Annotated in this window: 20 protein-coding genes and 1 tRNA gene; 11 read left to right on the top strand and 10 right to left on the bottom strand. The window is 71.0% G+C overall.

Annotation, left to right across the window (positions count from 1 at the left end):
- Nucleotides 1–21 precede the first annotated feature (21 nt).
- Nucleotides 22–594, top strand: a complete 573-nt coding sequence (locus ACFPCY_RS34390; RefSeq protein ID WP_378262335.1) for an RNA polymerase sigma factor — start codon at nucleotides 22–24, stop codon at nucleotides 592–594.
- A 2-nt stretch (nucleotides 595–596) separates the two neighbouring features.
- Nucleotides 597–1,673, top strand: a complete 1,077-nt coding sequence (locus tag ACFPCY_RS34385; RefSeq protein ID WP_378262333.1) for a CU044_5270 family protein — start codon at nucleotides 597–599, stop codon at nucleotides 1,671–1,673.
- Between the two features lie 52 nt (nucleotides 1,674–1,725).
- On the opposite strand, the gene ACFPCY_RS34380 is transcribed toward ACFPCY_RS34385, so the two are convergent.
- Nucleotides 1,726–3,279, bottom strand: coding sequence for a 3-hydroxyacyl-CoA dehydrogenase (locus ACFPCY_RS34380; RefSeq protein WP_378262331.1), 1,554 nt, complete (start codon nucleotides 3,277–3,279; stop codon nucleotides 1,726–1,728).
- 135 nt (nucleotides 3,280–3,414) lie between these two features.
- Here ACFPCY_RS34380 and ACFPCY_RS34375 point away from each other — a divergent pair, with 135 nt between their 5' ends.
- Entirely contained in the window at nucleotides 3,415–4,626 is a 1,212-nt protein-coding gene (locus ACFPCY_RS34375; RefSeq protein WP_378262329.1) for an acetyl-CoA C-acetyltransferase, read from the top strand.
- A gap of 20 nt (nucleotides 4,627–4,646) precedes the next feature.
- On the opposite strand, the gene ACFPCY_RS34370 is transcribed toward ACFPCY_RS34375, so the two are convergent.
- Complete coding sequence (locus tag ACFPCY_RS34370) at nucleotides 4,647–5,243, bottom strand: TIGR03086 family metal-binding protein (protein WP_378262327.1); 597 nt, start codon at nucleotides 5,241–5,243, stop codon at nucleotides 4,647–4,649.
- Between the two features lie 234 nt (nucleotides 5,244–5,477).
- On the opposite strand from ACFPCY_RS34370, the gene ACFPCY_RS34365 reads away from it, so the two are divergent.
- Complete coding sequence (locus ACFPCY_RS34365; RefSeq protein WP_378262325.1) at nucleotides 5,478–7,613, top strand: (Fe-S)-binding protein; 2,136 nt, start codon at nucleotides 5,478–5,480, stop codon at nucleotides 7,611–7,613.
- Nucleotides 7,614–8,005: 392 nt separating this feature from the next.
- Nucleotides 8,006–8,767, top strand: coding sequence for a ZIP family metal transporter (locus ACFPCY_RS34360; RefSeq protein WP_378262323.1), 762 nt, complete (start codon nucleotides 8,006–8,008; stop codon nucleotides 8,765–8,767).
- Between the two features lie 83 nt (nucleotides 8,768–8,850).
- On the opposite strand, the gene ACFPCY_RS34355 is transcribed toward ACFPCY_RS34360, so the two are convergent.
- From ACFPCY_RS34355 to dcd, 3 genes are all read right to left on the bottom strand, one after another.
- Complete coding sequence (locus tag ACFPCY_RS34355; protein ID WP_378262321.1) at nucleotides 8,851–10,620, bottom strand: ABC transporter permease/substrate binding protein; 1,770 nt, start codon at nucleotides 10,618–10,620, stop codon at nucleotides 8,851–8,853.
- Entirely contained in the window at nucleotides 10,613–11,917 is a 1,305-nt protein-coding gene (locus tag ACFPCY_RS34350; RefSeq protein WP_378262319.1) for a quaternary amine ABC transporter ATP-binding protein, read from the bottom strand. The genes ACFPCY_RS34355 and ACFPCY_RS34350 overlap by 8 nt, the downstream gene beginning before the upstream one ends.
- Before the next feature lie 377 nt (nucleotides 11,918–12,294).
- Nucleotides 12,295–12,870 carry a dCTP deaminase gene (dcd, locus tag ACFPCY_RS34345; protein ID WP_378262317.1) on the bottom strand — a complete coding sequence of 192 codons (576 nt, stop codon included), beginning with the start codon at nucleotides 12,868–12,870 and terminating at the stop codon, nucleotides 12,295–12,297.
- Nucleotides 12,871–12,994: 124 nt separating this feature from the next.
- Between dcd and ACFPCY_RS34340 the strand changes: the two genes are divergently transcribed.
- Nucleotides 12,995–13,068 (top strand) — tRNA-Gly (locus ACFPCY_RS34340).
- Nucleotides 13,069–13,107: 39 nt separating this feature from the next.
- Here the strand turns inward: ACFPCY_RS34340 and ACFPCY_RS34335 are convergent.
- Together ACFPCY_RS34335 and ACFPCY_RS34330 are read right to left on the bottom strand one after the other, a co-directional pair.
- Nucleotides 13,108–14,139, bottom strand: a complete 1,032-nt coding sequence (locus ACFPCY_RS34335) for an HAD family hydrolase (protein ID WP_378262315.1) — start codon at nucleotides 14,137–14,139, stop codon at nucleotides 13,108–13,110.
- 693 nt (nucleotides 14,140–14,832) lie between these two features.
- Entirely contained in the window at nucleotides 14,833–15,687 is an 855-nt protein-coding gene (locus ACFPCY_RS34330; protein WP_378262313.1) for a hypothetical protein, read from the bottom strand.
- Between the two features lie 147 nt (nucleotides 15,688–15,834).
- Here ACFPCY_RS34330 and ACFPCY_RS34325 point away from each other — a divergent pair, with 147 nt between their 5' ends.
- The 4 genes from ACFPCY_RS34325 (at nucleotide 15,835) to ACFPCY_RS34310 (ending at nucleotide 18,639) form a co-directional block, all read left to right on the top strand.
- The gene (locus ACFPCY_RS34325; RefSeq protein ID WP_378262311.1) at nucleotides 15,835–16,011 is read left to right on the top strand and encodes a DUF1737 domain-containing protein; all 177 of its coding nucleotides are present in this window, start codon (nucleotides 15,835–15,837) and stop codon (nucleotides 16,009–16,011) included.
- Between the two features lie 2 nt (nucleotides 16,012–16,013).
- Nucleotides 16,014–16,772 (top strand): methyltransferase domain-containing protein, encoded by a 759-nt coding sequence (locus tag ACFPCY_RS34320; protein WP_378262309.1) that lies wholly within the window; start codon nucleotides 16,014–16,016, stop codon nucleotides 16,770–16,772.
- 157 nt (nucleotides 16,773–16,929) lie between these two features.
- Entirely contained in the window at nucleotides 16,930–17,070 is a 141-nt protein-coding gene (locus ACFPCY_RS34315) for a hypothetical protein (protein ID WP_378262307.1), read from the top strand.
- Between the two features lie 318 nt (nucleotides 17,071–17,388).
- Nucleotides 17,389–18,639: a PucR family transcriptional regulator gene (locus tag ACFPCY_RS34310; RefSeq protein WP_378262305.1), complete on the top strand. Its 1,251-nt coding sequence runs from the start codon at nucleotides 17,389–17,391 to the stop codon at nucleotides 18,637–18,639.
- 866 nt (nucleotides 18,640–19,505) lie between these two features.
- Here the strand turns inward: ACFPCY_RS34310 and ACFPCY_RS34305 are convergent.
- The gene (locus ACFPCY_RS34305; protein WP_378262303.1) at nucleotides 19,506–21,002 is read right to left on the bottom strand and encodes a sigma-70 family RNA polymerase sigma factor; all 1,497 of its coding nucleotides are present in this window, start codon (nucleotides 21,000–21,002) and stop codon (nucleotides 19,506–19,508) included.
- 531 nt (nucleotides 21,003–21,533) lie between these two features.
- On the opposite strand from ACFPCY_RS34305, the gene ACFPCY_RS34300 reads away from it, so the two are divergent.
- Nucleotides 21,534–21,917, top strand: a complete 384-nt coding sequence (locus ACFPCY_RS34300; RefSeq protein ID WP_378262301.1) for an ATP-binding protein — start codon at nucleotides 21,534–21,536, stop codon at nucleotides 21,915–21,917.
- Between the two features lie 231 nt (nucleotides 21,918–22,148).
- On the opposite strand, the gene ACFPCY_RS34295 is transcribed toward ACFPCY_RS34300, so the two are convergent.
- Together ACFPCY_RS34295 and ACFPCY_RS34290 are read right to left on the bottom strand one after the other, a co-directional pair.
- A complete protein-coding gene (locus ACFPCY_RS34295) occupies nucleotides 22,149–22,898 on the bottom strand; it encodes a choice-of-anchor P family protein (RefSeq protein ID WP_378262299.1) in 750 nt (249 codons plus the stop codon).
- A gap of 226 nt (nucleotides 22,899–23,124) precedes the next feature.
- The gene (locus tag ACFPCY_RS34290; protein WP_378262297.1) at nucleotides 23,125–23,907 is read right to left on the bottom strand and encodes a L,D-transpeptidase; all 783 of its coding nucleotides are present in this window, start codon (nucleotides 23,905–23,907) and stop codon (nucleotides 23,125–23,127) included.
- Nucleotide 23,908: the final 1 nt, after the last annotated feature.

Genomic DNA, 23,908 nt, shown 5'->3' with positions numbered 1-23,908 from the left:
AGGTTCGACGCGCAGCACGACATGAGCTCCGCTGCGCAGCGCGACGCGAGGTCCGATGCGAGGGATGTCGTCGGGTCCCTCACCGAGCCGGACCGGTTCACCGAGGTGTACGACCGGCACGCGGACTCGGTCCGCCGCTACGTCGCCGCCCGGCTCGGCGCCGAGGCCGCCGACGACGTCGCGGCCGAGACCTTCCTGACGGCGTTCCGGCGGCGCGCCGACTTCGACCCCGAGCGCGGCGTCGTCCGCGCCTGGCTGTTCGGCATCGCCACCCGGCTGATCGGCGAGCACCGGAGGGTCGAGGAGCGCCGCTACCGGACGCTCGCGAAGCTCGGTCCGGGCCGTCCGGACGACGGGCCGGAGGAGGACGTGACTTCGGCGGTGGACGCGCGGCTGGTCCAGCCCCGCCTGGCCGCCGCGCTCCGGAGGCTGTCGGCCAAGGAACGCGACGTGGTCCTGCTCGTCGCGCTCACCGACCTCGGCCACGCCGAGATAGCCGCCGCGCTCGGCATCCCCGTCGGGACGGTCGGCTCCCGCCTGAACCGGGCGCGCGGGAAGCTGCGCGCCGCGCTCCCCACCACGGAAGGACAGTGACCATGGACGAGCTCCAGATGATCGCCTCCCTGCTGGACGAGGAACCGTCCGCGCACGGCGGCCAGGACGGTCGCCGCAAGCTGACCCGGGAGATCGCATCCCAGGGTGCGCGGACGCCGCGGCGCCGCCTGTCCGCCCGGCCGCGCTTCGCGCTGTTCGGCGGGTTCGGGCTGGCGGGTGCCGCGGCGGCCGTCGCGGGCGCGGTCCTGCTGTCGTCCGGGACGACGCCCCGCGCGCCCGACCGGCACGCCGCTCCGCAGTCCGCCGCCCGGCTCATGCTGGCCGCCGCGGAGAGCGCCGACCACGAGCCGGCGCAGCGCACCGGCCGCTACTGGCAGGTGCAGTTCGAGGAGTCGGGACGGCTCGTCGAGGAGGGCAAGCTGTACGACTTCTCCCGGCGGAGGGGCTACTACGACGCCGGGCCGAACAGGGAGGCCTGGCTCACCGAGCGCATGGTGTCCAAGCGTTTCGCCGGGACCACCGACGAGAAGGGGGCGCGCTCGCAGCAGTTGGACACCTTCACCTGGACGAAGGCGATGCTCGCCCCCGGCACCCTGTTCCGGACCGCCTCGGGCGGCTCCACCCCCGAGGGCGCGAAGGTGAACGCGGACATGCGTGACCTTCCGGCCGATCCCGGCGCGCTGAAGACCGCGCTGAAGCGCCTGCTGGACAAGCAGTGGCCGGGGGCGGACCTGACCGAGTGGCTGTTCGCCAACGCCGGGCCGATCCTGACGGGTCCCGTCGGGCCGGGGGTGCGCGGCGCGGTGTTCCGGCTCCTGGCCGAGGATCCGGAGCTGCGGGCGGAGGGGACGGTCACCGACCCGCTGAACCGGCCGGGGACCGCCTTCTCCCTGCGCAGCGGCGGCGGCGACATGGTCACCGACGACCGGCTGATCATCGACACCCGGACCGGGCGCCTGCTCGCCTCCCAGTCCGTCCTGGCCGGGCCCAGCTCGGCGTGGCCGGGCAAGAAGCCCGGCTATGTCATGCACTCCAGCACGGTCCGTTCCTACGGCTGGACCGACAGCGTGCCGGACTACCCCGCGCCGAAGTACGACGGCCCGCCGCTGAAGGACTAGCACCGAAGAACCAGCACCGAAGAACCAGCGCCGAAGAACTGGCACCGAAGAACTAGGAGCCGGAGCTCCGGAGGAAGTCGGCCGGGGACGTGCCGCGCTCGGTCAGGGGCATGCCGAGCGCGACGCGGTGGGCGAGCCAGCGGCTCGGCCGGTAGCGCGGGTCCCCGGTCCCGGCGAACATCGCGGAGAGCGCGCTGAGAAGGCGCTCGCCGCCCATCCGGTCGCCCCACTCCAGCGGGCCGAACGGGTAGCCGAGCCCGAGCCGGACGGCGGTGTCGATGTCGGCGGGGGAGGCGAGCCCCCGCTGCGCGATCTCGCACGCCACGTTCACGATCGACGCGAGGAGCCGCTCGGAGACCGGGACGGGCGCGTCGCCGACCACGGTCACCGGCAGCCCGGTCGCGGCGAGGCCCGCGAGCGCCGCTCTGCCGGCCGCCGCGTCCAGGCCGGGGTGGACGGTCAGGACGAGGCGGCGCTCGAACCCGCCGACCGGGTCGACCGCGACCGTGCGGCGCGGGTCCAGGCTGTTCTCGTGCGGGAAGACCACGCCGTCGGTGTCCAGCACGACCGCCGCCTCGGACGGGAACGGCCCGCGCTCGACCGGGACGCCGGCCTTCTCCAGGACGGCGGCGAGGCGGCCCGCGTCCGGGGCCGGGCCGGTGATCCAGAACGGCCGCGGCGCGCCTTCGAGGTCCGCCGGGACCGGCGCCTCGGCGGGTTCCTGCTTCACGCCGTCCACGTACTCGTACCAGCCGGCGCCGACCTTCCGTCCGAACAGGCCCGCCTGGTAGCGGGCGCGCGTCAGGTAGGACGGCCGCAGCCGGTCGTCGTAGTGGAAGCCCTCCCAGATCGTCTCCATGACGGGGTGCGAGACGTCCAGGCCGGTGAGGTCCATCAGCTCGAACGGGCCCATCTTCAGGCCGAGGACGTCGCGGGCGATGCGGTCCACGTCCACCGGGCGGGCCGTCCCCTCGGCGACGATCTGGAGCGCCTCGGTGCCGAGGCCGCGCCCGGCGTGGTTGACCAGGAAGCCGGGCGTGTCGGGCGCGCGGACGGGCGAGTGCCCGAACCGCCGGACGAGGTCGGTCAGCGCGTCCGGGATCCAGCCGGCCGTGCGCGCGCCCGCGATCACCTCGGCGAGCTTCATCAGCGGCACCGGGTTGAAGAAGTGCAGCCCGGCGAGCCGGGACGGGTCGGACATGCCCGCGCCGATCTCGGTGACCGACAGCGAGCTGGTGTTGGTGGCGAAGACCGTCGAGTCGGGGCAGACCCGCTCGAGCCCGGCGAACAGCTCGCGCTTGGTGCCGATCTCCTCGCGGACGGCCTCGATCACCAGATCGACGCCCGTGCCGTCGGCGAGCGGACCGTCCACCGGGACGAGCCGGGCCTCGGCCGCCGCCGCGTCGTCGGCGGACATGCGGCCCTTCGCGACGAGCTTGCCGAACATCGCGCCGATCTGGCCGACCGCCTCGTCCACGGCCTCGGGACGCGCGTCGGCGAGCTGCACCGTCAGGCCCGCGGCCGCCGCGACCTGCGCGATCCCGCGTCCCATGATCCCGGTGCCGACCACCCGGACCGTCGTCGCCCGTTCCGCCCAGCGCTCCACTCGCGGCCTCCTCGGCTCGTTCTAGAACGAAATTCTAAACTCCGTTGGACGGAAACGTCTCCGCCGATCCCGCCCGTGTCCGGCATACCCTGCCAAGAGCCAGTCCCGTCTGTCTCGTCCGCCGAGGAGCCGTCCATGCGCGAAGCCGTGATCTGCGAACCCCTGCGGACCCCGATCGGCCGGTTCGGCGGCGCGCTGAAGGCGGTCGCCCCGGTCGACCTGGCCGCCACCGTGATCCGCGCGCTGCTCGACCGCACCGGCCTGCCCGGCGACGCCGTGGACGAGGTGATCCTCGGCTGGTGCAACCCGAACGCCGACGCCCCCGCCATCGGACGCGTCGCCGCCCTCGACGCGGGCCTGCCGGTCACGGTCGGCGGCAGCCAGGTGGACCGGCGCTGCGGCTCGGGCCTCCAGGCCGTCCTCGACGCGGCGATGCAGATCCGGACCGGCGTCGCCGACGTGATCGTCGCGGGCGGCACCGAGTCGATGAGCAACGCGCCGTTCTACACGACGTCCGCGCGGTGGGGCGTGCGCACGCCGTCCCTCGAACTCCACGACGCCCTCGCCCGCGGGCGGACGACGGCGGGCGGCGTCCACCACCCCGTGCCCGGCGGGATGCTGGAGACCGCCGAGAACCTGCGCCGCGAGTACGGGATCGGACGCGCGGAACAGGACGAGCTGGCCGTCCGGTCACACGAGCGCGCCGTCGCGGCGCAGACCGAGGGCCGCTTCGCCGACGAGATCGTCCCGGTGACGGTCCCGTCCCGCAAGGGCGACGTCGTCGTGGACACCGACGAGCACCCGCGCCCCGGCACGACCGTCGAGAGCCTCGCGAAGCTGCGGCCCGTCCTGCTCAAGTCCGACCCCGAGGCGACCGTGACCGCCGGGAACGCGTCCGGGCAGAACGACGCGGCCGCCGCGTGCGTCGTCACCACGCCCGAACGCGCCGCCGAGCTCGGGCTGCGGCCGCTCGTCCGGCTCGTCTCGTGGGCGCGCGCGGGGGTCCCGCCCCGGACGATGGGCATCGGCCCCGTTCCCGCGACCGCCAAGGCGCTGGAGCGCGCGAACCTCACCCTCGCCGACATCGACCTCATCGAGCTGAACGAGGCGTTCGCCGCCCAGGTCCTCGCCGTCACCCGCGAGTGGGGCTTCAAGGACGCCGACTGGGACCGCACGAACGTCAACGGCTCCGGCATCTCCCTGGGCCACCCCGTCGGCGCGACCGGCGCGCGCATCCTCGCCACGCTGGCGCGCGAGATGCACCGCCGCGAGGCCCGCTACGGCCTGGAGACCATGTGCATCGGCGGCGGCCAGGGCCTCGCCGCCGTCTTCGAACGCGTCGCCTGACCCCGCTTCCGTTCGGGACGCTACGGCGTCCAGGCGGGGTTGCGGCCGGTGCGGGCGATCAGGCGGTCCAGGGCGGGGGCGTCGTCCGCGACCCGGACGGGCGGGCCGAACGCGCCGTCCGGCGGGCGCGGGCCGTCGTCGGACGGCGCGGGCAGCGACTCGAACAGGGTGATGCAGATCTCGGCCTCGTCCGCCGGGACGTCGTAGGGCTGCCCGGTCGCGCGGGCCAGGTCCCAGCCGTGCACGATCAGCTCGTCCAGCGCGACCCGGGCGAGGGCGGCGGCGGGCAGCGTGACCCCGCCCGCCTCGCCCACGCCCTCCCAGGCGGACGGCTCGCGCCACGCCTCGACGAGCTCCTTGAGCTGCGCGTCGATGCGTTCGCGCCAGTCGGCGGGGAGGTTCCCGGCGTCCGTCCGGGCGGGCCGGGACGAGCCGGGCGCGACCGCCTTGCGCGCCACCTGCGCGAACGTGTGCGTGAAGCCGTTGACGTGGTCGAGCAGGCCGGCGACGGAGGTGTCCGCGCACGGGGTCGGCGCGTCCATCGCGTCGTCGGGGATCGCGGCGAGCACGCCGGCGAGGCGGCGTGCGGCGGGCTCGAAGTCGAACTCGGCGGCCATCTGGTGCTCCTTGTTCTCCGGATGCTTCCCAGGGGTGGACCGGGCGCGCCGCGCGGAATCATCGGCCTCCGGCGGGATAGATAACAATCTCGCGGACGGTGACGGTCCGTGTCCGGGCGACGCGGCTGTCTCGCGTAAGCTACTGCCGAGTAGTATTCGGGACCCGGATGAAGTGCGGTATGTCGCGAGCCCTTACGCTGACAGCCAACGCCCCGTACCCAGGAGGACGGAACAGTGCTCTATGCCACGACGTTGATAATCGGGCTCGTCGGCACGGCGGTCGCGTTGGCGCTCGCCGGCCGGCGAGTGCTGTTCCTGTGGAAGTGGTTCCAGAGCGGCCAGCCCGACCCCGACCGCGTCCTGACCGTCAAGCGGGACAGGAAGGGTGACGTCGAGGGCCAGGTCGTCGAGGTCATGGGGCAGCGCAAGCTGCTCAAGTGGACCGTGGCGGGCGCGGCGCACGCGGCCGTCATGTGGGCCTTCATCCTGCTGATCACGGTCTACCTGGAGGCGGCGGTCGCGCTGCTGTTCGGGCTGGACAAGCACATCCCCGGCTTGCAGACCTGGGGTCCGATCGGCTTCGTCCAGGACACCATCGCGCTCGCCTGCGCGATCGGCCTGGTCGTCTTCGCGATCATCCGGATGAAGAACTCGCCCGCCAAGCTGGACCGCAAGTCCCGGTTCAAGGGCTCGCACACCGGCGGCGCGTGGCTGATCCTGATCATGATCTTCAACGTGATCTGGACGATGTTCTTCTTCCGCGGCGTCGAGTGGGCCAACGGCAACCTCCCCTACGGCAAGGGCGCCTACTTCTCCTACGCGGTCGGCCAGCTGTTCAAGGGCGTGTCGCACGACACCCTGGACGTCCTGGAGGCCGTCGGCCTGCTGCTGCACATCGCCGTCGCGCTGGTCTTCCTCGTCATCGTCGTCAACAGCAAGCACCTGCACATCTTCATCGCGCCGCTGAACGTCATGTTCAAGCGCCGCCCGGACGGCCTGGGCCCGGCCCAGCCGATGATGAGCAAGGGCAAGCCGCTCGACTTCGAGGAGGCCGACCCGGACGAGGACACCTTCGGCCGCGGCAAGATCGAGGACTTCACCTGGAAGGGCTACCTCGACATGGCGACCTGCACCGAGTGCGGTCGCTGCCAGTCGCAGTGCCCGGCCTGGAACACCGGCAAGCCGCTGTCGCCCAAGATGGTCGTCCTCGAACTGCGCGACCACGCCTTCGCCAAGGCCCCCTACATGCTCGCCTCCGAGGAGGAGCGCGAGAAGTTCACCGACGAGCAGAAGGCCGCCATGCAGGTGGACCGGGAGCTCGTCGGCGAGAACGGCGTCATCCACCCCGACGTCCTGTGGTCCTGCACCAACTGCGGCGCGTGCGTCGAGCAGTGCCCGGTGGACATCGAGCACATCGACCACATCCTGGACATGCGCCGGTTCCAGGTCATGATCGAGTCCTCGTTCCCGAGCGAGGCGGGCGTCATGCTCAAGAACCTCGAGAACAAGGGCAACCCCTGGGGCATGTCCGAGATGAAGCGCCTGGAGTGGATCGAGGAGCTGGACTTCGAGGTCGAGGTCGTCGAGGAGAAGATGCCCGAGGACGCCGAGTACCTCTTCTGGGTCGGCTGCGCGGGCGCCCTGGAGGACCGGGCCAAGAAGACCACCAAGGCCGTCGCCGAGCTGCTGCACATCGCGGGCGTCAAGTTCGCCGTCCTCGGCCCGATGGAGGCCTGCACCGGCGACCCGGCGCGCCGCCTGGGCATGGAGTTCGTCTTCCAGATGCTCGGCCAGCAGAACGTCGAGACGCTGAACGAGGCGGGCGTCAAGAAGATCGTCGCGACCTGCCCGCACTGCTTCAACACCCTCGCCAACGAGTACCCGCAGATCGGCGGGAACTACGAGGTCGTCCACCACACCCAGCTGCTCGCGCACCTGGTCGAGGAGGGCAAGCTCACCCCGGTCACCCCGATCGAGGAGAAGATCACCTACCACGACCCCTGCTTCCTGGGCCGGCACAACAAGGTCTACAAGCAGCCGCGCGACATCATGGCGACCGTCCCCGGCGTCCAGACGCAGGAGATGCACCGGCACAAGGACCGCGGCTTCTGCTGCGGCGCGGGCGGCGCGCGGATGTGGATGGAGGAGCGCATCGGCAAGCGCATCAACACCGAGCGCGTGGACGAGGCCCTCACCACCGACCCGGACACCGTCTCCACCGCCTGCCCGTTCTGCCTCGTGATGCTCGGCGACGCCATCAACGAGAAGAAGAACGCGGGCGAGGCGAAGGAGACGCTGGAGGTCGTGGACGTCTCCCAGCTGCTCATCCGCTCCGTCAAGGGCGAGCCCGTCCCGGCCGCGGCCGAGTGACGCCCGCCTGACGGCTCTTCCCTGCGGCCCCGTTCCGGTTCTCCGGAGCGGGGCCGCTCGGCGTTCCGGGGGCGGGCGGGCGCGCCCGGGCCGGTCGGTGCTTGGGGTCGGCGGCAGGCCGGTCGGCGCTTCCGGCCGGTTGTGACCTGAGTGTTGTGAAAAGTTCTTCGCGTCCGGCGGGGGAGCCGTACCGTTGGACGCAGAGCCCGTATCGGCCCGTCCGCGCCTCGGGCCGATACGGGCGGCCACCGCCGAATCGGCGGATCCGGCGGGCCGTGGGCGGATGCCCGCCCGGTGCTCTCCGGACGGTCAAGAGATCCCTGAGAGATCATGGGGACGGACGGAGGCGGTTCCCGCCCGCGCCGTCCCACGGCACTGGTAGGACCGGACGCATGGCGATCGCGATGGCGCTGGTGTCCCTGCTGACGACCCTCCTCGGCGGGATCGTCGCGATGCGCGTCCGCGACCGCCGGCACCTCGTCCTCGGCCTCGCGGGCGGGCTCATCCTCGGCGTCGCGGCGTTCGACCTGCTCCCCGAGTCGCTGCACCTGTCGTCCCTGCGGGTGCTGCGGGTGGACGCGCCGATGGTCGGCTTCGCCGTCGGGTTCCTGCTGCTGCACGTGATCGAGCAGCTCTCGGCCATCCACCAGGCGCACGAGGGCGAGTACGCGCCGCACCGGCATCCGCACGGCCACGGCCATCCGGGCGGCGGCGCGGGCGGACGCGTCGGGATCCTCGCCGCCTGCGCCCTGGTCGGCCACAGCATGGTGGACGGCCTGAGCATCGGCCTCGGCTACCAGTCGGGCGGCGACGTGGGCCTGTTCGTGGCGCTCGCGGTGATCGCGCACGACTTCGCGGACGGCTTCAACACCGTCACCGCCGCGTCCCTGAACCGCGCCGACCGGCGTCCGGCGGTGGTGCTGCTCGTGCTGGACGCCGTGGCGCCGGTCGTCGGGGCGACGCTGACGCTGCTGGTGACCGTCCCGAAATCCGTCCTCGGCATCTACCTGGGGTTCTTCGCCGGAATCCTGCTGTACCTGGCGGCGGGGGAGATCCTGCCCGAGGCGCACAGCCGCCATCCGCGCGTCCTGACGCTGTGCTGCACCGGCGCGGGGGTGCTCGCCGTCATGGCCATCATGAGCTTCGGCGACTGAAGCGGGCACCGGGAAAGGCCGAGCGGGGCCGTCCCCGAAGGGACGGCCCCGCTCGGCGCGGACCCCGGCGGGCCCGAGCGGCCTCAGGACGTGATCTTGTCCATGAAGTCCGGGTGGGACTTCACCCACTCCTTCACGCCGTCCTGCTCGTGGCCCTTGTACCTGTTCATGATCAGGTCTTCCAGCGGGAACAGCTCCTGGTCGGTCATCTTGAACTTCTTCAGCCAGCCGGCCAGCTCCGGGAAGTCCTTGCCGAAGCCCTTGCGGGACAGCATGTACAGCTTCTCCGCGGTGCCGAACCCGCCCTTCGGGTCGGCCAGCGGCTTGATCGGGAACTTGCTGTAGGCCCAGTGCGGCTTCCACAGCGTCACCACGATCGGGCTGTTGGAAGCGCTCGCGCGGGTCAGCTCGGCCAGCATCGCCGGGGTGCTGCTCTGCACGAGCGTGAACTTCCCGTTCAGCCCGTACTGCGGCATCACCTTCGACTTCATCAGCTTCATCTCGCCCGCGCTGGGCTCGATGCCGACGACGCGGTTCTTGTACCGGGCCGGATCGCTCGCCAGGTCCTGGACGGAGTTGGCAGGGTCGTTCTTCAGCACGGCGAGCTGCATGGACGCGTTGTCGTACCAGGCCCCGAGGTTCTCGAGCCTGTCCTTGTACTTGCTGTAGTAGTCGGCGTGCGTGGCGGGCAGCCAGGCGTCGAGGAACAGGTCCACGTTCCCGTTCGCCACGCCCGCGTACAGCGGACCCGCGTCCACCTGCTCCAGCTTGACCTTGTAGCCCTTGCGCTCCAGCTGGTACTTCCACAGGTTGCTGATCGCGACGTCCTCGTCCCACGGGATGTAGCCGATGGTGAGGGTCTTGCCCTTGCCACCGCCCTTGCCGCCGTCCGACCCGGCGACGCCGAGGCCGGTCGCCAGCAGCACCAGCACCAGCAGCCCGGACAGCGCGAACACCGGACGCGGCCGGTAGTGCACCAGCAGGTCCCAGCCGCCGGTGGCGACCCCGGCCCGCTTGTGCCGCGCGACCGGGTTCAGCCGCTCGCCGAGCGCGCCGGTCAGCCGGTCCAGCGTGATCGCGAGGATCACGACCGCGAGGCCGGCGTCCACGCCGCCCGCGATGTCCAGCTGGGTGATCGCGCCGAACACCTCGGTGCCGAGGCCCTGCGCGCCGACCATGCCGGAGATGACCACCATGGACAGCGACAGCATGATCACCTGGTTCACGCCGGCCATGATCGTGCCGAGCGCGAGCGGGAGCTGGACGCGCAGCAGCGTCCGCGCCGGCGGCGTGCCGAACGCGTCGGCCGCCTCGACCATCTCCTTGTCCACCTGGCCGATGCCGAGCTGGGTCAGCCGGACGCCGGGCGGCAGCGAGAAGATCATCGTCGCGATGATGCCGGGCACCTGCCCGATGCCGAAGAAGAACACCGCGGGCAGCAGGTACACGAACGCCGGCATCGTCTGCATGAAGTCCAGCACCGGCCGGACGACCGCGGCGAACCGGGGGCTGCGCGCCGCGGCGATGCCGACCGGGATGCCGATGATCAGCGCCGCGACGGACGCCACCAGCACCTGCGCGAGCGTGGACATCGCCGCGCCCCACTCGCCGAGGTCGTCGATCAGCATCATCCCGACGAAGCTCAGCGCCGCGAACAGCGGACCCCGGAGCCAGAGCCCGAGCATCGCCACGACCAGCGCGAACGCCACCGCGGGCGGGCCCTGGAGGGCGGACTCCAGATGGTCGACGAACCCGCCGACCACCACGTTGATCGCGTGGAAGAACGGCTCGCCGTGCTTGGTCAGCCAGCTGACGGCATGGTCGGCCCAGTCGCCGACGGGGAGCTTACGCATCCGCCATCACCCCCGTCCCGGCTCCAGCTTGGGGTCCGGTTTGGGCTTGGGATCCGCTGCCGGCTCGCGCCGCGACCTCGGCTTCGGCTTCGGCTTCGACGATGCGGTGCTCGCCCGTACCGTTCGCCTGGCCCAGCGCCGCCAGCAGCGTCACGCGGGGGATGACGCCGAGGAGCCGTCCCGCGCCGTCGCAGACGGGCAGCGGCAGGGCGCTCTCGGCGGACGCGCTGAACAGTTCGGCGACCGGGGTGTCCGGCGAAACGGGCTCCAGGCCGCCCTCGATCAGGTCGTCCAGCGTGGTGGCGCCGTCCCGGACGGCTCCGGCCGTCCGCTCGGCGTACACCGCGCCGATCAGCTTGCGGTCGCGGCCCACGACGAACGCTCCCGCCACCTGGGCCTCGCGCATCGCCCGGACGGCCGCGCGCGGCCCGCTGGCGGGGTTCACCACGGCGACCGGCTTCTCCATGACCGAGCTGGCGGTCAGCACCCGGGACCGGTCCACGTCGGCGACGAACTGCGCGACATAGTCGTTCGCCGGGTCCATGAGAATCTCCTCGGCGGTGCCGATCTGCATGATCCGGCCACCCCGCATCATGGCGATGCGATCGCCGAGGCGCATGGCCTCGTTGAGGTCGTGGGTGATGAACACGATCGTCTTGCCGAGCTCGTTCTGGAGCTCGAGCAGAAGCTCCTGCATCTCCCGGCGAATGAGCGGGTCGAGAGCGCTGAACGCCTCGTCCATCAGCATGATGTCGGTGCCGGACGTGAGCGCCCGCGCGATTCCGACGCGCTGTTGCATACCGCCGGAGAGTTCGTGCGGGAACTTGTCCTCCCAGCCGCCGAGACCGACGGTCTTCAGGAACTTCCCGGCCCTCTCGTGTCGTTCCGCCTTCGACACGCCCTGGACTTCCAGGGCGTAGGCGGCATTCTCCAGAACGGTGCGGTGAGGGAACAGGGCGAAGTGCTGGAACACCATGCTGACCTTGCTCTGCCGGACCTCGCGCAGCTCCTTGGCGGAGAGCTGCGTGAGGTCGGTGCCGTCGATCAGCATCCGGCCCGACGTGGGCTCCAGCAGGCCGTTCAGCATCCGGATCAGCGTGGACTTGCCCGAACCGGACAGGCCCATCACCACGAAGATCTCGCCCTCCCGGACGTCGAAGGTGACGTCGACGACCGCGGGCGTGGCGCCGAGTTCGCGCACCTCTTCCGCCGACGCGCCGTCCTTCATACGGCGCACCGCCTCGCCGGCCTTACGGCCGAAGACCTTGTAGACGCTTTCCGCGCGGAGTGTGGACACGTTCTCCTTCCTCGTTCCCACGGGCGCCCGATGGGGTCGGATGCCGAGGCCCGCTTTCAGGGGCGTCGCGCCGGGCCGGGGCCCGATGCGGACTCCTGAGCGCGGGACGGGGGGAACTCGTATCGAGTTGCGCTCGTCCGTGCCTTGCGCTTTCGCGGGACTCTCCCGCCGCAGCACCCGGCCATTGGGAGGTGCGATCGGCTTCACGCGATGCGACTGTCAACCAATGGGCGATGCTATGCGTCGACCGAATTTACCCGCCCATCGGAAAAGTTTCATCTTCCAGTGACCTCGGTCACAAAAGCGTCCGTCGAGGTTTAGAAACAAGAAAGGCCGTCCACGCGCGCGCGTGAACGGCCTTCAAAGAAGCCCGGAGGTCAAATCTTCGTAATATGGAAGTTGAGGTACGACCGCGACGGCGTCGGCCCCCGCTGGTGCTGGTACCGCGACCCGTAGTGCGGCGACCCGTACGGATGCTCCGCCGGCGAGCTCGTCCGGAACAGGCACATCTGCCCGATCTTCATCCCCGGCCACAGCTTGATCGGCAGCGTCGCCACGTTCGACAGCTCCAGCGTCACGTGCCCGCTGAACCCCGGGTCGATCCACCCCGCCGTCGAGTGCGTCAGCAGCCCCAGCCGCCCGAGCGACGACTTCCCCTCCAGCCGCGCCGCCAGATCCTCCGGCAGGCCGAACACCTCGTACGTCGACGCCAGCACGAACTCGCCCGGATGCAGCACGAACGCCTCGTCCGGCTCCACCTCGACCTGCCGCGTCAGATCCGGCTGCTCCACCGCCGGGTCGATGTGCGGGTACCTGTGGTTCTCGAACACCCGGAAGTACCGGTCGAGCCGGACGTCCACGCTGGACGGCTGGACCATCCCGGGCTCGAACGGGTCGATCCGCACCCGCCCGGACTCGATCTCGGATCTGATATCGCGATCGGAAAGCAGCACGTCAAGAAGGTACCGCCTCCACCCGCCCCCAACGCGCGCCCCTGCGCCCGTCGGCAAGGGACATGCGACCACCCCACCCCGTCCGGTAGCATGTCCCCGTTCGCCGAAACACACGGCGAACCACGCGGGTGTAGTTCAATGGCAGAACTTCAGCTTCCCAAGCTGACAGCGCGGGTTCGATTCCCGTCACCCGCTCCACTCACGAAGGCCCAGGTCACCCCGACCTGGGCCTCACCTTTATCCGCCCAAAGCTAGGTCCTCGCTCCGCTCGGGCAGCACCCCCTGGGGCTCCCGCCCCAGACCCCAAGGTGGGGGCTCCGCCCCCCCACACCCCCCGAGAGTCGACCGGACCACAGTTTCCTGACACGAGGCCAACTTGCACATCGGCGTCAGCTCAAGGCTGACAGCTCTCGCACGCCAAGGTCGCTCTTCAAGCCGTCCTGGAGACAATGGGCGACAGCAACGCCAAACAGCGCTCAGTGATCCTTGGCCACCTGGTACGCCACCGGCATGGAGTGTGTGAACCAGGTCCGCCGCGCCCTCCAGCCGTGGGCCGACACCGACGCCACCCGCCACCTGGACGACCCCTTGTGCGACTGGCAGACCACCGTCAGTTCGTTGCAGCGTTGAACTCAGTGACCCGGCCCGAAAGCTCGGCCAGCGAATCAATCCGCATCTCGGAACGCGGTCGGCTTCCGGGTCGTCCTGCTGAATGATCCCCCACGGCCCCCGCCGGATCAGCGCCGTCTTGACTCCCAAAGCCGCCGCCGGACGAATGTCGTTGTCCAGCCGGTCACCCACGTACAGGATCTCGCCCGCCTCAAACTGCGCAGCGTCCACCAGGCACCGGAAGAACCCCGTATCGGGCTTGGACACGCCCCAGTCATCCGACGTGGCGATCATGTCCGCGGGCAGATCCAACGACCGCAGGATCCCGCCAGCCCGAACCGTCTGGTTCCCCGCGATCCCCACCCACAGCCCGTCATCCCGCAGCTTGGCCAGCGACGGCCGCACATCCGGGTAGAGATCCGACTCCCCGAACGTTTCCGGCTTCCCCACGTCCGCCCGCTTCTGCCGTTCCTCGGTCAGATCGAATCCCGGCGCGAACACCTGGAACGTCTCCCGGTAGTCCAACCTCCGCGCGATCACCGCCCCGAACATCGCCGAGAACGTATGCCGCGGCACCCCCAACCAGTCCGCCCAAGTCCCATACTCGGTCGTCTCGTCGACCAGGACCTCGCCGACATCAAACACCACAGCTCGGATCATGAGCCCAGCCTACGAGCTCTATCGGGCCAATCATCCACATGCCGTAAGTCACTGCGGGCATGGGATCGGGAGGCATTTTAACCACATTAGCAAGAGCGGCGCGCATGCGGAGGTTCGGGCAGGCTTTCATCTCCCCGGAGAGTCGGAGACCGCGAGGGCATGGGGCTCGGAAAGATTCGAGCACCTGCGATCTCATGTCAGACTCCAGATGCCATCAGGAATGCCGAGTGCTATGAATTAGTCGCCGCAAACAAGGCGTCGACAATGGGATGTGTTGCCAAATTCGGCCGTTTGAGACCAATGGCGGCTTCGCTCGCGCTATTGGCGTGGCCCAACGACAGCGCGGCCGGAGCATGCGGCGTGGGCACCTGTCCGGCCCCACGCGCCCGGTCGCCGGGTCCCGCCCTTTAGCGCGCGGGCGACCCCGCCGCGTCCACCCGTCCCCAACTCCCCGGAGATCGGCTCGGTGCGGCGCCTGGCTTGGTCGGGACCAGCCATCGGTCCGAACCGCCGCAGCCCGCAGTTCCTTGAGGATCGTTCGCCGCCACCGGGTCCAGGCCACCCCGCACTTGGAGCAACGCTCACCAGGCGCTCGCTGGAATCGGCGCGCGATTGGCGGGCGATTAACTGTAGCCACCGGACCTCCGATCCACCTGTCGCTGGAGGTCGCGGGAAATTGACGCTGGTGTGGGCTCATGGCTTGCATCGAGCGTCGCCCTGCGCCTCCTGCTTCCAAACTTTGTTGGTTCCGTCTGAGTCGTACCTTGGGCATCCTTCTGGGAGGGACGAGACGACAGAAGGGCCGAGGTCGAGAAGGTAACGGCTTCCGTTGACGCTCAACTGGACCCAGGCGCGCCACTCTACGAAGTGCTGTTGAGTGTCGCCGACGATGTCCATCGTCAAGGTGTCGGGATAGGAGATAGTGTGAGGCGGCCCCTTGCATTCCTGGCCATCTTGGCCGCAGTAGTAGGTGACGCGTGGTTTCTGCTGGTCAAGTTCGATCCTGGCCGCCACATTCTCTTCGGCGCCTCCCGCGCAAGCCAGCACGATGCCTTTGGGTGGGGCTGTGCGTGTGCTTGAGATAACGACGTCCTTGATGTTGACGGTCGACCCTTTGATCGGTTTCAAGGTGATGGTGGTTCCGCTGGTTCCTACGGGAACACCGCCATTATGGGCGATCCATGACAGGAACTGCTCATAGTTGGCATGGCAATTGGGAATGGTCTTTATGTCGGGAAATGAGTTTCGGGTCATATAGATGCCGGGCGGCCACTTGGTCATGGTGCAGCCGATGGCTCGGCTGATCCCTTGACATGTGAACGACGGAAATCCGCCGGCCGTGGCTTTGAGGGAGGGGACGGGTTTCGCCTTCGACCCGTCGTCACGGCCGGAGCCGCCGCCGAGCGCCAGATACGCAGGTAGAGCCGCCACCAAAGCGGTGAAGCCTGCGACCAGGACGCTCAGTAGGGCGATCCGGTGCTCAGGTGCCAGGCTGCTTAGCCATGACCGTGAGCGGCTTTTACGTCCGGCTCTACTTTGTTTGCCCATGAGGCCCCCTATGTGCATCTGACATCGTTGGGCAAGGCGACCGCGTTACCGCAGGTGATCGATCTTCGCGGTGTGCTGCGGAGGGGCCTCGGGGGCGGTGGTCGGGGCGGGGGAACGGGTGTCGGTGGGGATTCGTAAGGTTGCGGGATGGGTGATGAGGTGGAGTTGCCGCGGTATCGGGTGTTGACGGGGCCGGATGATGCGTCGTTCTGCTGGCGGGTCAGTGAGGCGTTGGAGCTCGGGTATGAGCTGCATGGGTCGCCGGCGGTGACGTTCGACGGGGAGCGGGTCATCGTGGCGCAGGCGCTGATTCGGCGGGAGTGACGGTGCGGTCGTTCGAGGAGCTTGTTGAGGAGGCTTCGACGGTTCCGGTCGAGGGGTGGGACTTCTCTTGGCTGGACGGGCGGGCTACTGAGGAGCGCCCTTCTTGGGGTTATGCGCGGATGATGGCGTCGCGGCTCGCGAATGTGCAGGCGGCGTTGGATGTGCAGACCGGGGGCGGGGAAGTGCTCGCGCAGGCTGAGGTTCTGCCTCGGACTATGGCCGCGTCCGAGTCCTGGGCGCCTAATGTCGCTAAGGCGACGCGGTTGCTCGGGCCGCGGGGGGTTGTCGTTGTGGCCACTTCTCACGAGCCGCCGTTGCCGTTCGCGGATGAGGCGTTCGAGCTGGTCACTTGCCGGCATCCGGCCACGGTCTGGTGGGACGAGATCGCTCGGGTGCTCCGGCCCGGAGGGACGTATTTCGCGCAGCATGTCGGATCGGCGAGCGTTTTCGAGCTGGTCGAGTATTTTCTCGGGCCGCAGCCTGAGGCGCGGAAGGCGCGGGATCCGGAGGTCGAGAGCGCGGACGCGCGGGCTGCCGGGTTGGAGGTCGTCGACCTGCGGTCCGAGCGGCTGCGGGTTGAGTTCTTCGACGTGGGGGCCGTCATCTACTTTCTGCGCAAGGTGATCTGGATGGTTCCAGGGTTCAGCGTCGAGAAGTATTTGGGGCGGCTTCGGGAACTGGATGAGATGATGAGGAGCGAGGGGCCGTTTGTGGCTCATTCGGCTCGGTTTCTCATTGAGGCGCGGAAGCCGGACGCGTAGGTTGTGCCGATTGGCGGATTTCGGCGGCGGTCTGGCCGTATTCGGCTTTGAGGCGCGGCTGACGTGGGCGGCGTCCAGGATGCCCCAGCGGGCCGCCACGGACGCGACGGAGCGGTGGGCCAGCGACGGGTCCCGCAGGTCGCGGCGGATCCGGGCCATGCGTTCGCGTCGCTTCGTCGGCCGGTACGGGCTCGACCTCAACCTCCGCCGGGCGTACTTCTACAACTGGGGTGGACGGCGCATGCCGGTCGTCCTGCAGGCGGAGGGCGGCCCGCCGCGGGCGGTGTCGAGACTCTGAGGGTCGGCTCGCCGGGGCGTCCGTCCGGAGGTGTGGGCGCGGAGCGGCGGACGGACTGCGCGCAGGCGTCTCGCAAAGCCGGTTCACGAACGGAACGGTCCGATAGAGCGCGCGCGGCACGGCCACGACACCCGTCGGCGGACGTCCGGGCGAGGTGCGGCGGCTCGACGTGACGACCGGGCTAGGACCCGCCCGGCGCCCACTCCGTGTGACCGGATCGCCGGTTTTCATCACGCCGAGATGATTTTTCGCGAAAACGCGTAACCTCACGCGTGTTCCTCCGTCTCTCCCGCATGTCGTTGGAGTGAAGGAGATCTCATGCCTGACCTCAGCACCGTGGTCGCCCTGCCCCCTCGCCGGATCGAGGTGGCGATCCAGGTGGAGGACGGCGCTCGGCTGGCCGCCGACCTGCGAGAGCACGTGCCGGACGTCGCCGTCGAGGCGGCGCGCCGGATCGAGGAGGAACTGCCGGAGTTCGTCCGCCCGCACGACCCGCGCTACGCCAAGGCCCTGATCCTCAGCGTCGAGTACGCGATCGGTCACTTCCTGGACCTGGTCGCCGACCCGGAGACCACCTCGTCCGACGTCGCGCGGTTCTGGCGCGACATCGGCAGCGGCGAGGCCAGGGAGGGGCGGACCCTGGAGAGCTGGCAGGCCGCCATCCGGATCGGCGCGGGCGTCGCCGTGCAGCGGCTCACCGAGCACGTCGAACGGCTCGGCTACCGGGCCAGCGCGGCCGACATCGCCAACACCGCGAACGCGGTCTTCGGGTACCTCAACCAGCTCGCGACCATCGTGGCCGAGGGCCACGCGGACGCGGCGGCGCGCGCGGCGGGCGCGCAGCACGACCGCAGGCGCCGCCTGCTCGACCAGCTGCTCCGCCGTCCCGCCGTCAAGGACCTGCGGGACCTGGCGCGCGAGGCGTCCTGGCCGCTGCCGCGCACGGTCGCCGCCGTCGCGCTGCGGGAGGACGGCCCGGACTCCCACCGTCCGACGCTGCCCGCCGACGTTCTGCTCGGCCTGCACCTGACCGAGCCGTGCCTGATCGTCCCCGACCCGGACGGCCCCGGCCGCGCGCGCATGCTGGAGCAGCAGCTCGACGGCTGGATCGCGGCGGTCGGCCCGACCGTCGAGGTCACCGAGGCCGCCAAGTCGCTGCGCTGGGCGCGCCAGGCGCTCGCCGCCGGCGAGCTCGGCATGATCGACAACAGCGGCCTGATCATCGCCGAGCGGCACATGCCGATCATCGTGATGATGCGCGAGCGGGAGCTGGTCGAACGCGTCATCAACCGCCGCCTCGCGCCGCTGTTCTCGGTCCGCCCGGCGCAGCGGTACCGCCTGGCCGTGACCCTGCTCACCTCGCTGGAGTGCGGCTTCAATGCCACCGAGGTCGCGGGCCGCCTGCACCTGCACGCCCAGACCGTCCGCTACCGGCTCCGCCAGCTCGAGGAACTGTTCGGCGACGGCGGCTACGCCACCGAGGACAGGCTGGAACTGCACATGGCCCTGAAAGCCTGGGTCGCCCTCAACACCGAACCCCTTCCCCAGGGCGAACTCCGCTGCGGCTGACCCGCCGCACCCGACGCGGGACCCGGCGTCACCCCGGCCGCAGCTCCCCACCCCGACAGCTGCGACCGCCCCAGCGCACCCACCCGACCACACCCGGCCGGCCGGTGCCCTGGGCCCACCGCCCCCGAACGCGCCCCTGCCCACCCGCACCACAAGCCCGCCCCCGCCCCCCACCTGCCCAAGGGGACGCCTCGTCCACGCGCGCCCAGCCCCCGCGCCCGCGGACGCCGCGCCCCCGCCACCCACCCCGCCCATAACCCACGCCCACCCCCACCCCCACGACGAACGCTCCCCCCGACGACGAACGCTCACCCCCGACGACGAACGCTCACCGCCGACGACGAACGCTCAGCGCCGACGAACGCCCGCCACCACCCCACGACATACGCCCGCCAAACGCCAAAACCCCGCCCGTGCACCCCGCACCCGGTCCGCGCCAGAGCCCCACCCAAGGTGGACGCCCCGTCCGCGCCGAGGCCCGACACCTAGCGCACGCCACACCGCGCCGTCCAGCCGGTCCGCGTCGGACGCGTCGTGCGTGGTGGACGCCCGACCCGCGGCGTGCGACCGCTGCGCGCCAGAAGCCTCGTCCGCGCCGCTCCGTCCGCGCCGGAGCTCGGCCCAGGTGGACGCCCCGTCCGCGCCGAGGCCCGGCACGCGACGCACGCCGGTCCGCGCCGTCCGCCTCGGCCGGTGGACGCCCGTCCGTGCCGGATTTTCGGACACGGGCCGCGCCCGGCACGCGCAGTGCGCGGTGTGCGTGGGCGCCGTGTGCGGTGCGCGTCTTGCGTGGGCGCGTGCGGGCGTGCGCCTCGCGCTCGGCACGCGGCTGGCGGGCGGGGTGCGTGTCTGGTGCTCGGCAGGGGTCAGGCTCGGTCGAATTCCCAGCCTTGGGCGGCGGTGCCTGACGGGGAACCTTGCTTGAGGACGGGGGCGGCTAGGCCGGACCAGCTGGCTTGCAGGTACCAGCCGTCGCCGTTGGAGAGGCGGGTGAAGCCGGGGCTGAAGGTGACGAGCTTCCAGATCTGGTTCGGGCCGCCGCAGGGAGCCAGGACGACCGAGTACTGCGTGCTGCCCTCCCAGGGGACCGACGAGCTGGCGGGGCCTCGGGCCATGCACTGGCCCGTCGAGCTCTTCAGGGTGAAGCCGCCGCCCTTTCCGGTGCGTTGCCAGATCGTCTCCTGACCCGAACAGCCGTACTGCTGGGAGAGGGACGAGCCGCTCGGCACCAGGCAGGAGCGCAGGTTCGTGTTGCGGAGCCGGTAGGGGCCGTTCGCCGTGGACGCGGCGGGCTTGTTCTTCTTCGACGGGGCCTTGCCGCGCGTGTCGGGACGCGAGCCGCTGCTCTGCGCGGACGCCGCCGGGAAGTCGTTCACGCCGCTCGGCGCCGGGCCGGGGAGCCCGGGCGACGGTGGCGGCGCGGTCGTGATCGGGGCGCCGTTCGACGGGCCTGCCTGAGGGTGGTGACCTGGCCTGCCGTCGCCGTAGAACACCGTGAACAGGACGGCTGTCACGACCGCCGCGGTGGCCGCGATCGCCGCCTTCAGCGCCCAGCCGCGCAGGAAGGACGGGCCGGCGTGGCGCAGCGCCGGGGCGGCCAGCAGGACGGCGCCGACGGGCAGCGCGGCGCGCAGCCTGCCGTTCAGGTCGCGCATGTCCTCGGCGGCGCGGCGGCAGTACTCGCACGACTCCAGGTGCTCGCGCAGCGCCCGGCTCTTGCGCCGCCCGGGACGCCGGACGATCGCGGCGAGCTGCCGGGTGTACTCCGCGCATTCCGGCCGCCCCTCGCAGCTCGCCGCGAGGAACGCCTGCCGCAGCCCCTCCCGCGCCCGGAACGCCAGCTGCGTCACGGCGCCGGTCTTCATGCCGAGGACGTCCGCGACGTGCTGGACGGGCTCGTCCTCGATGACGGTGTGCCACAGGACGGTCTGCCAGCGCTCCGGCAGCGTCCGGAACGCGCGGACGAGCGTGTTCTGCTCGTCCACGTCGGGCGGCTCGGGCCCGGTGTCGTCCGCCCAGGCCGCGACCTCGTCGGTCACGACCGTCCGGCGGCCGGCGCGCGCCCAGTCCACGGCCGCGTTCCGCACCACGGTGTACAGGTAGGGGCGGCACGCCACCTGCGGCCCCGACCCGCCGCGCAGGGCGGCGAACATCCGCGTGAACGCCTCGGCCGTCAGGTCCTCCGCGGTGTGCGGGTCGCGGACCAGCCCGCGCGCATATCCCAGCACGGCCCGGTGATGCCGCCGGTAGAGCTCGGCCGAGGCCCCGTCGTCGCCGGTCCGCGCCGCCGCGACCAGCTCCTCGTCGGACCCGGCCGTCTCGCCCCGCCCGGCCACGGCGGGCCGCCCTCCGGGAACGTTCATGACCACCACGCAATCCACGCCGAGGCCCGCGCGTCCGCACGGGCCGTCCTCCGCGAATCAATCCACACGTAAGACGCGCCGCCACTGTGTTGGTTACGGAATCGGCGGGACTTTTTGTCACCCGACTTCACACCCGCACCTCACAGCCCGCTTCACCGGCCGCGAAGTTTCGCGTCACCTCCCTTCCCGCCACGGCCCCGTCCGGGCCGACTCCGCCGCGCCGATCCCCGTCGCCACTGACCGTAGGGGGCGCATCACCCCCTGAACAAGCCCCATCCCGATCTGTGGATAACTCGCTCGCAAGCACCGTTCGCCTCGTGCACGCGCGTGAGGAAGGCGTCCAGAGGGGGAGTCAAGCGCAGAGGCATCCCGGATTGGCGTGAAGCTTTCGTTCAGGAAGGCTCCAGACTTCGCTCACAATGGGTGCGGGTACGGTCACATTGCCGATACCGAGCGTTTCCCATGGTGCACGCCGGGAATTCTGCTTCCATCGAGGGAACGGAGGCGGGGGCCATGGAGGTCGTCATCGAAATGACCTTGCCCAGGGACGCGGGGAGCGCGCCTCTGGCGCGGCACACGCTGGACGCCTCGCTCCGCGGGCTCGGGGTCGACTCGGAGGTCCGGGCCGACATCGCGCTCGCCCTGGGCGAGGCCTGCGCGAACGTCATCCAGCACGCCGTGTCCAGCACCGCCTACGAGATCCGCGCGCAGCTGGATCCGCGGCGCTGCGTCGTGGACGTCATCGACGGGGGCGGCGGGACGAGCCCGCCCAACTGGTCCGGCAGCAACGATCCCGCCTACGCCGAGCACGGACGCGGCCTGACGCTCATGCACGCCTTTACCGATGATCTGGAGATCAGCGGCCGCGTCAACAAGGACGGTTCGGTCGTCCATTTCGAAAAGTCCTTCAACTGAGCGAACCGCCACCCGAGGCGGAACGAACCGCCGTTCCCGGCGGAAGGAGCCGCGTCTCACGGCAAACGGCCCCGTCTCCCGGAGAAAATGGAGGCGGAGCCGTTCGGCGGTGCCGAGCCCGCAGCCGAGCCCGCGGCCGAGCCTGACGGCCCGCGGCCGGGCCTGACACCACGATTCGGAATGCCGAAGCCGTTCGGCGGCCCGCCGAAGTACGGCGGGTCCGGAAGAACGTCAGCCGGTGACGGCCAGGTCGTGCCGTACCGGCTTCGGACGCGGTGCTTCCGCCGCGCCCTTACCGGACGGGGCCTCGCCCCCTCCGTCGCCATTCGGCACCTTGTCCGCGCCCTTGCCGGAAGGGGCATTCACCCCCGGCATGCAGGTCGCGGACGAGACGCGGACGTCCTCGGTGCCGAGCTTCCCGAGCGGCGTCGTCAGCTCGATCGCGGTGACGCGGACGCCGTTCGGCACGCGCTCCTGCTTGTTCAGGATGAGCGCGACCCGTCCCATCTGCGGCAGATCGACCGGGATGGTGGTGTTCGGCGGCGGCGAGACCGGCAGCCGCTTCCCGCCGACCATGGCGTCGACGAGTTCGGTGGACCCGGTCCCGCCGGAGCAGTGGGCGCGGACGGCGTCGGCGGCCAGGCCGACCTCGGTGACGCGCAGCTTGGTGACGCTGGCCTGCGACTGCGTCGGGGAGGCGGCGACGTCCAGCACGGCGGCCTTCAGGAACTTGGTGTGCTCCTCGTCCAGCAGAGCGGTGTGCCGCATGCCGGACTTCGAGGCGACGGCGGGTTTAGGGGCGAGCGGTATCGGGCCGTTCAGGGCCAGCCCGAAAGCCGTGCCCTCGCGTCCGGCCGCACCGGCGGCACCGCGGGGCGCGTGCCTGGTGGCGGCAAGGGCGGGGCTCGCGGCGAGCAGCCCGCCCACCGCGGCGAGGGTGACGGCCCTGGTCAGACGTTTGGTAGCCGTTCCGTAGCGCATGTGTGTTCTCCGATCGAGGGATGAGAAGAAGGGCTTGCCGCTCCCGGCGGACCGCGCGGTGCGGTGACGACCTGACGGCCCGGTGATCCGTGCGGTAGATCCGGAATTCCGGAGGGCGGAGCCGGATGAGGCGTGGCAGGGGAGAGAGGTGTGGCGGGTGGGATAGAGGGGCGAGACGGGGCCGATCCGGCGGAGCCGAACTCAGCCCTGCGCCGGCCCCGGGGCCTCAGCCCAGCTGGACGAGGGTGCCGAGCGGAACTTCCGAGAGCTGGCGCAGCGCGTCCTGCGGGACGCGGACGCAGCCGTGCGTGACGGGCTTGCCGAACACCGAGGCGTCGGGCCAGCCGTGCAGCGCGACCGTCCCCGGTCCGCCGCCGAAACTGTCGAGGGTCGCCGAATGGGTGCCCAGCGGCAGCACCACCGGGCTCGGCGTCCGCTTCGCCGGGGCGAGCGACGCCATCACGAAGGTCCGCCCGGACGGCGTCGGCGTGTGCGGTTCCCCGACGGCGACGGACCAGCGGCCGGCCTGGCGGCCGTCCTTGAGCAGGGTGAGGGCGCGGTGCGCGACGTCCACCCTGATCACGTAGGGCGTGTGCGCGGTGCGGAGCCCGCCGCCGCGGGTGGTCACCCAGCCGGACGCGCCGTTCGGGCGGCTCGGCAGCAGCACGCGCAGCCACTCGCCGTTCGCCTCGACCGCCGGGACCCAGGTGGGCCCGCCGAGCTCGGTGGTCGGCAGGACGGCCACCGGCGTTCCGCCCGGACGGTCCAGCACGGGCCGCGCCGCGTCGGGGTGGATGACGAGCCCGTCGCTGCCGGCGTCCGGCGCCGGGTCGGGCGGGGCCTGGCGGAGCGTCGCGAAGGTCGTGGCCTCCGGCGCGCCCGCCCCGCGTCCCGCCGCTCCCCGCTCCGCCGCTCCCGCGCGGTCTCCGGCCCGGTGCCCGCCGCATCCGCCGAGCAGCAGCACCGCCGCCACCGGCAGCGCCCAGGCCCGGACGGCACGTCCGTTCATG

Source organism: Actinomadura gamaensis, from assembly GCF_042652125.1.
Taxonomy (GTDB): domain Bacteria; phylum Actinomycetota; class Actinomycetes; order Streptosporangiales; family Streptosporangiaceae; genus Spirillospora; species Spirillospora gamaensis.
The sequence above is the reverse complement of the archived record's forward strand: the minus strand, read 5'-3'. Positions and strand labels throughout refer to the sequence as shown.

Bases quoted from the DNA above. Each gene is read 5' to 3' on its own strand.
- ACFPCY_RS34390 (WP_378262335.1), top strand. From the start codon at position 22: ATGAGCTCCGCTGCGCAGCGCGACGCGAGGTCCGATGCGAGGGATGTC.
- ACFPCY_RS34385 (WP_378262333.1), top strand. From the start codon at position 597: ATGGACGAGCTCCAGATGATCGCCTCCCTGCTGGACGAGGAACCGTCC.
- ACFPCY_RS34375 (WP_378262329.1), top strand. From the start codon at position 3,415: ATGCGCGAAGCCGTGATCTGCGAACCCCTGCGGACCCCGATCGGCCGG.
- ACFPCY_RS34370 (WP_378262327.1), bottom strand. From the start codon at position 5,243: ATGGCCGCCGAGTTCGACTTCGAGCCCGCCGCACGCCGCCTCGCCGGC.
- ACFPCY_RS34360 (WP_378262323.1), top strand. From the start codon at position 8,006: ATGGCGATCGCGATGGCGCTGGTGTCCCTGCTGACGACCCTCCTCGGC.
- ACFPCY_RS34355 (WP_378262321.1), bottom strand. From the start codon at position 10,620: ATGCGTAAGCTCCCCGTCGGCGACTGGGCCGACCATGCCGTCAGCTGG.
- ACFPCY_RS34335 (WP_378262315.1), bottom strand. From the start codon at position 14,139: ATGATCCGAGCTGTGGTGTTTGATGTCGGCGAGGTCCTGGTCGACGAG.
- ACFPCY_RS34330 (WP_378262313.1), bottom strand. From the start codon at position 15,687: ATGGGCAAACAAAGTAGAGCCGGACGTAAAAGCCGCTCACGGTCATGG.
- ACFPCY_RS34325 (WP_378262311.1), top strand. From the start codon at position 15,835: ATGGGTGATGAGGTGGAGTTGCCGCGGTATCGGGTGTTGACGGGGCCG.
- ACFPCY_RS34315 (WP_378262307.1), top strand. From the start codon at position 16,930: ATGCGTTCGCGTCGCTTCGTCGGCCGGTACGGGCTCGACCTCAACCTC.
- ACFPCY_RS34310 (WP_378262305.1), top strand. From the start codon at position 17,389: ATGCCTGACCTCAGCACCGTGGTCGCCCTGCCCCCTCGCCGGATCGAG.
- ACFPCY_RS34305 (WP_378262303.1), bottom strand. From the start codon at position 21,002: ATGAACGTTCCCGGAGGGCGGCCCGCCGTGGCCGGGCGGGGCGAGACG.
- ACFPCY_RS34300 (WP_378262301.1), top strand. From the start codon at position 21,534: ATGACCTTGCCCAGGGACGCGGGGAGCGCGCCTCTGGCGCGGCACACG.
- ACFPCY_RS34295 (WP_378262299.1), bottom strand. From the start codon at position 22,898: ATGCGCTACGGAACGGCTACCAAACGTCTGACCAGGGCCGTCACCCTC.
- ACFPCY_RS34290 (WP_378262297.1), bottom strand. From the start codon at position 23,907: ATGAACGGACGTGCCGTCCGGGCCTGGGCGCTGCCGGTGGCGGCGGTG.